Genomic DNA, 6,712 nt, shown 5'->3' with positions numbered 1-6,712 from the left:
CGGAGAATACTGATGATCTGTTCATCGGAAAAACGCTTCTTCATGGGGATGTCCTCATGTGGCTAATGAAGACATTACTAACATCGGGGTGTACTAATCAACGGGGAGCAGGTCAGATCGTCTTTCAAGGTCTTCCCATCAAATGTTGCGATGGTGCGGAGTCGGTCGTCTTTCAGGGTTTTACCGTCAAAGGTAGCGATGGTGCGGAGTCGGTCGTCTTTCAGGGCTTTACCATCAAACGTCGCGATGGTCCTCAGTCGATCATCTTTCAAGGTCTTGCCATCAAAGGTCGCGATAGTCCTGAGTCGATCGTCTTTTATAGTTACGCTCATAAGTATTCTCCTGTGATACATCTATTCAGTACTTTACCATCCAAAATCAAGCAGTGGTTTCTGTGAGTTCTGGACGCTAATTGTTTGAATGTGCGTTAAAAATTCATCCAGTTAGCATTAACATTAACCAGCGCTTCATCGATCATACAGGTCTGACGCAGTTTAAAAGATACAATCTTACCTATAAATTGCGGTGGCGCATTGTTCTTTTATCTGGCTACTAGAGGTGTCCACCAACCCCTTTAAATTTTTCGATAAACGCCCCAATTTTCTGGAATACAGTCTGCTTTTTCGTTTTGTACTGAGGATTCAACGGACTGAGCTTTGGTAGCGTCTCGTTTAACTCCGTCCCATTTTCGGTAGCATATTCCCGTTTTAGTGATGTGCGGATATAGCGCCTTGCAGCCTCTTCATTGAGGTTTTCTTCCTTAATCAACGCCTCTGCTTCCCGTTGCTGTTCACGCTGAGCATAGGTAAAGAATGCATCAATGATACTGGCCTTGTCCGGCATGTCATCAAGGTTAGTTTGCTGAATAAAGTCAACAATCAGACCTTCTTTGGCACGGTTGCCCAGACTTGAGCGGATTAAGCGTCTGACCTCTTCAGTCAGGGCTTCTTTACCTTTTTTCTGACGATTGTGGTCGAAAATCAGACCAAGGATGTAGTCCAGGTTAATTTCCTGCGACTTCAGCAGGTCAATTTCAAACACCACGTCATCCCAGTCTGTGGTTGATTTATCCCTGTCGTTTGCTGCTTTTTCGCGTCGCTGCCAGTCCCGGATATCATTGTATGCTGAGCGATAGTCCTGAACTTTACGTTCTGCCGGGAGACGAATGGTTTGTAATTCAGCAAATTTTTCATCATCCACATAGTGCTCTGCTTTAAAGGTTTCTACCGCTTCCGGGTCACTAATATCAACCTTCTGCAGGGCTTTCAGCGTGGCAAATTCATCATAGTTTTGCAGGATGTTTTCTGCCCGCAGATATTCACCAAACAGTTTGACGAAGGCTTTTTTCTCTTTTTCACTGTCGATACTGGCAGGGTCAGGGAAGCGCTGCTCCAGCTCCGAAACAACAGCCATAAAACCTCGTTTAGCCTCACCGGTTGCCGCATCGGTAAAGCCCTGCATGTACTCTTCGTAGCTTTTTTCCAGTACCACATTCTTGGTGTTTTTGTCGCCAAAAAGTGTGATGGCATCAATGGTCGGACGCTCCAGGTCCCTGAACGTCACGATATTGCCGAAGGTTTTGGTGGCATCATAGATACGGTTTGTGCGGGAAAATGCCTGCATCAGGCCGTGATAACGGAGGTTTTTGTCAACGAAAAGAGTGTTAAGCGTCGGGGCATCAAAGCCGGTTAAGAACATTCCCACCACGATGAGAAGGTCGATATCCTGATTTTTCACTCGTTGAGCTAAATCGCGGTAGTAGTTCTGGAAGCCGTTACTGTCGGTACTGAAATTGGTTTTAAAGTGGTTGTTATAGTCATCAATGGCTGAATCCAGGAATTCCTTCGCGCTGCTGTTCATTGCGCTGGTATCAAAGCTTTCGTCAGTAATATCACCAATGGCGCTTTGCTCTTCATTTGCAGCAAAGGAGAAGATGGTTGCAACCCGAAGGCGTTTATAGCTGCCAGATTTCTTCTCCGCTTCTTCCTGTAGCATTTTAAACGTCGTGTAATAAGCTTTTGCCGCTTCCACGCTGCTAACTGCTAACATGGCGTTAAAGCCCTTAGCTCCCGGGAAGGTTCGGTGTGTTTTCTGCCGGAAGTTATTGATAATGTATTGCGTTATTTCCTGGATACGCAGGGGGTGCAAAAATGCCTGTTGGTTTTCAGCCGCGCTGAGTTTTTTCTCATCAGTTTCCGTTTCAAGAGACTTAAACTGTGGGCGGACATCGTTATAGTCCACCTTAAACTTCAGCACTTTTTCATCACGAATCGCATCAGTAATTACGTAAGAATGTAATTCACGCCCGAAGACGCTGGCGGTGGTTTCTGCCCCCAGTGCATTTTCCGGGAAAATAGGCGTACCAGTAAAACCAAACTGATAGAAGCGTCTGAATTTCTTTTTGAGGTTTTTCTGGGCCTCACCAAACTGGCTGCGGTGACACTCATCAAAGATAAACACCACCTGCTGTTGATAGACGGGCAGGTCAGCTTCGGCTTTCATCAGGTTATTGAGTTTCTGAATGGTTGTGACGATGATTTTGTTATCGTCCTTATCCAGGTTTCTTCTGAGGCCTGCTGTATTATCCGAACCATTCACACTGTCCGGAGAGAAGCGCTGATACTCCTTCATGGTCTGGTAATCGAGGTCTTTCCTGTCGACCACGAAGAAGACTTTATCAATAAAGTCCAGCTCGGTTGCCAGTCGTGCGGCCTTAAAGCTGGTCAGGGTTTTACCTGACCCGGTGGTATGCCAGATAAACCCGCCGCTTTCGGGTTTTGACCAGTTCTTCATTTTAAATGAGCTGTTAATTTTCCAGAGGATTCGCTCAGTGGCAGCAATCTGATAGGGACGCATGACCAGCAGCGTCTGGCTGCTGTCAAACACGCTGTAATTAAACAGAACATTCAGCAGGGTATGCTTCTGGAAGAAAGTGGCGGTAAAGTCCTTCAGGTCCTTAATCAGAGTGTTATCCGACTTCGCCCAGTTCATGGTGAAATCAAAGCTGTTTTTATCCCGCTTAGTGGTACTGGCAAAGTACCGGGTATCGGTTCCGTTAGATATCACAAACAGTTGCAGGTATTTAAACAGGGAGTTGTCGCTGTTAAAGCTTTCCTTGCTGTAACGGTGTATCTGGTTAAAGGCTTCACGAATCGCCACGCCGCGCTTTTTGAGTTCGATTTGCACCAGTGGCAGGCCGTTAACCAGAATGGTGACGTCATAACGGTTAGCGTGTGAGCCGGTCTGTTCAAACTGCTGAATGACCTGCACCTTATTGCGCAGCAGGTTCTTTTTATCTATCAGATAGATGTTTTCCAGACGACCATCATCAAACGTAAAATCACAGATATAGTCGATATGAATTTTACGGGTTTTGTCCAGGCTACTGTCACTGGGGCTGTCGAGATACTGCTCTGCGAAACGCCGCCATTCACTTTCGTTAAACACCACACCATTAAGACGCTGAAGCTGGTCCCGCACATTCGCCAGCATCGCTGTCGGTGACTTAACGGAGATAAACTCATAACCCTGATTAAGAAGGTCCTGAATCAGTTCCCGCTCAAGGTCCGATTCGCTCTGGTAGCTGTCACCGGTCTCCAGAACTTTGGTGTATTTATCAAGGACGATAAAGTTATTGGATTCAGCAATGGTGTGTGTCTGTTGTGTCATGGTGCATCCTGTGCGTCATCTGGCAAAGTCCGGAAGGGTATCAGAAGCATCTCCCGGTATTCCTAAAGCCTGATACCGGGCGGGTGAAAGCATACCCTAACATCTTCCGGCATTCGTAAAGCCTGATACCGGGCGGGTGAGAACAAACCCTGCCGGTATCAATGGTCCGTCAGTTGCTGGCGGTTTCTGGTCTCGGGAAGCTGAACAGCAAGTCACGATAGTATTCGTACTGTTTCTGGCGCAGCTCGATTTCGCGGGGAAGGCCCTGACTAATGGAACTGGTTAGGAGATCGAATTTATCCAATATATCGACAATACGAGTTTGTTCTTCTTGCGATGGTACTGGAATTAATATTTTAGCTAAATTGTCAGCATTGACTCGCCTTACTTTAGTGCCAGTAATGTATTGTCTTTTTTGAGATTGAAAACTTTCTGTTTGAAAGAAATAAGAAACATACTTCGGGTTCAGGTTATGTCTGTAAATACAAGCATCACTGCTTACTGCAATATCCTCTGTTCCTAACCATGCAACGGCTTTGCACACGTCATCATCATTTTCACTAGTGGTGGCAATCACTAAGTTACCAGTTTTAGCTTTGCGGCACTTTTGTGCAAGAGATTCAGATACAAATGTTTTTGTTTTATTTGCATATGTTCCATAATGAGTAAAAATTTGTCCATAATGGATACAACCAACGCCTGATTTAGTGAAGTCTTTTTTCTGAAAGCTACCTCCTCGAATAAATTCACCAACCTCTTTTTGTCCCAGAGGATAGAAAGGTGCGGCCCCCTCCTCAAAACTTAGCAACTGGTTGCGATAGTAGTTGTACTGTTTTTTTCGCAGGGTAAGCTCTGCGGTAAGCTCTGCGGTAAGCTCGGTAAATTTATCCAGAATCCGCACGATTTCGGACTGGATAGCAAGAGACTTTTCTGGATCGCCCGGGCAAGGAATGGGGGCTTTATATGCTGAAATCATTTGAAGATTCAGCCCACCACGCCCGCTGTTCCCAGATGATATCTGACGTAGATTATCATACTGGGTTTCCAAAAAGTGGAAAATATAATCTGAATTGATCTTCCGCTCATCAAATGTAATGGCTGCAAGTGATTGATTGGTGGTTAATTTAATGCGGGTTCTTGCTACTTTACCACGAGTTTTACCCTGACCTGCTAATGCCATAACAATGGAATTTTCAGGAACAAATTTAGCACTTGAGTTATTTAATCCATCCTCAGTAATGAATGTCTCAGTTTCTTTGATGGTTTTTAAATTTACTTCACCTGAACTCATCCAGGGGATAGTTCCATGCTCCCAATATTCTGTTTTTTTAGTATCAGGGGTGCCACCAGAATAAATTTTTTTTGCAACCTTACCGAGAGGGAACCACTCAACCTCAATCCCCTCCAGCAGTTTTTCCAGATAATTTAGCTTACTCATGCCTGCGCCTCGTAGCCTTCAATTTCTGCCACAATCGCATCAATGTCTTTGCGTAACTGGTCGATTTTGCTGACCGTGGTTTTAAGCTCAACATTCAGTTCGGTGATATCGACGATTTCACGGGTATCTTTTGCTTCGACGTAGCTACTGACAGACAGATTGTAGTCATTACCAGCAACAGTCTCTAATGGCACCGTTTTCGCCAGATGGTCAGTATCTGCCTTACTGTTGAACACATCCATAATCTGCTTAATATGACCATCAGTCAGGATATTGTTATTGTTTTCTTTCTTAAACAACCCGCTGGCGTCAATAAACTGAACGCGGGTATCTGTTTTGTGCTTGGACAACACTAGTATGTTAACGGCAATGGTGGTGCCGAAGAACAGATTTGGTGCCAGAGAAATCACCGTTTCAACATAGTTGTTGTCGACCAGGTACTGGCGGATTTTCTGCTCTGCTCCGCCACGGTAGAAAATACCGGGGAAGCAAACTATTGCTGCACGCCCTTTAGCTGACAGGTAGTTTAGTGCATGTAGCACAAACGCAAAGTCAGCTTTTGATTTCGGGGCCAGTACGCCAGCAGGAGCAAAACGTTCATCGTTAATCAGTGTAGGGTCGTCACTACCAATCCACTTAACCGAGTACGGCGGGTTAGAGACAATCGCATCAAACGGTTTTTCATCGCCAAAGTGAGGCTCAGTCAGAGTATTTCCCAGTCTGATATCAAATTTGTCGTAGTTGATGTTGTGCAGGAACATGTTCATACGCGCCAGGTTAAAGGTTGTATGATTTATCTCCTGACCATAAAAACCTTCTTCAATGATATGGTTATCAAAGTGCTTCTTCGCCTGAAGCAGCAGTGAGCCAGAACCTGCGGCAGGGTCATAGATTTTGTTGACGTGAGTCTGACCGTGCATCGCAAGCTGAGCAATCAGCTTAGAGACGTGCTGAGGTGTGAAGAACTCCCCTCCAGACTTACCGGCATTTGCCGCATAGTTAGAAATCAGGAACTCGTAGGCATCACCAAACAGGTCAATCTGGTGCTCGTTAAAATTCCCCAGGTTAAGCCCTTCAACGCCTTTCAGAACCGCGGCAAGACGGCTGTTTTTGTCTTTAACTGTGTTACCCAGTCGATTGCTGGTCGTATCGAAATCGGCGAACAGGCCTTTGATGTCGGCCTCCGACGGGTAGCCGTAGGCAGAGCTTTCTATAGCGACGAAGATACTGTTTAAATCAGCATTCAGCCTGTCGTTGGTGTTCGCTTTAGCGGCAACGTTGCAGAACAGCTGGCTCGGGTAGATGAAATAGCCTTTAGTCCTGATGGCATCGTCTTTGATGTCATCGGTAATGATGCTGTCATCAAGTGCTGCATAATGTATGCTCTCATCCCCTGCTTCCATGTAGCTGGAAAAATTCTCACTGATGAAGCGGTAGAAAAGGGCACCGAGTACATACTGTTTAAAATCCCATCCATCTACGGAGCCTCTGACATCATTGGCAATGGCCCAGATTTGGCGGTGTAGCTCTGCACGCTGCTGAAGGCTTGTCATTTTGTATCCTGTTGTATGATTCTTAAGTACTGTTATTGGCCCGATTTTATCG

At 45.6% G+C, this 6,712-nt stretch carries 4 protein-coding genes; 1 reads left to right on the top strand and 3 read right to left on the bottom strand.

Annotation, left to right across the window (positions count from 1 at the left end; all coding sequences use genetic code 11):
- A partial coding sequence (locus FHC52_RS12895) for a hypothetical protein (RefSeq protein WP_220420106.1) occupies window positions 1-398 on the top strand: 398 nt, incomplete at its 5' end.
- 154 nt (window positions 399-552) lie between these two features.
- On the opposite strand, the gene FHC52_RS12890 is transcribed toward FHC52_RS12895, so the two are convergent.
- The 3 genes from FHC52_RS12890 to FHC52_RS12880 all read right to left on the bottom strand — a co-directional run bounded on the left by FHC52_RS12890 (window position 553) and on the right by FHC52_RS12880 (window position 6,660).
- Window positions 553-3,669, bottom strand: a complete 3,117-nt coding sequence (locus FHC52_RS12890; RefSeq protein ID WP_182268807.1) for an HsdR family type I site-specific deoxyribonuclease — start codon at window positions 3,667-3,669, stop codon at window positions 553-555.
- A gap of 169 nt (window positions 3,670-3,838) precedes the next feature.
- The gene (locus FHC52_RS12885) at window positions 3,839-5,107 is read right to left on the bottom strand and encodes a restriction endonuclease subunit S (protein ID WP_220420105.1); all 1,269 of its coding nucleotides are present in this window, start codon (window positions 5,105-5,107) and stop codon (window positions 3,839-3,841) included.
- The gene (locus FHC52_RS12880) at window positions 5,104-6,660 is read right to left on the bottom strand and encodes a type I restriction-modification system subunit M (protein ID WP_195207118.1); all 1,557 of its coding nucleotides are present in this window, start codon (window positions 6,658-6,660) and stop codon (window positions 5,104-5,106) included. The genes FHC52_RS12885 and FHC52_RS12880 overlap by 4 nt, the downstream gene beginning before the upstream one ends.
- Between the last annotated feature and the right edge of the window lie 52 nt (window positions 6,661-6,712).

The sequence above is a fragment of the Enterobacter sp. EC_64 genome (assembly GCF_019584165.1).
Taxonomy (GTDB): Bacteria; Pseudomonadota; Gammaproteobacteria; order Enterobacterales; family Enterobacteriaceae; genus Enterobacter; species Enterobacter roggenkampii.
Note: the sequence above shows the minus strand (reverse complement) of the source record. Positions and strands in the feature narration are given on the sequence as shown.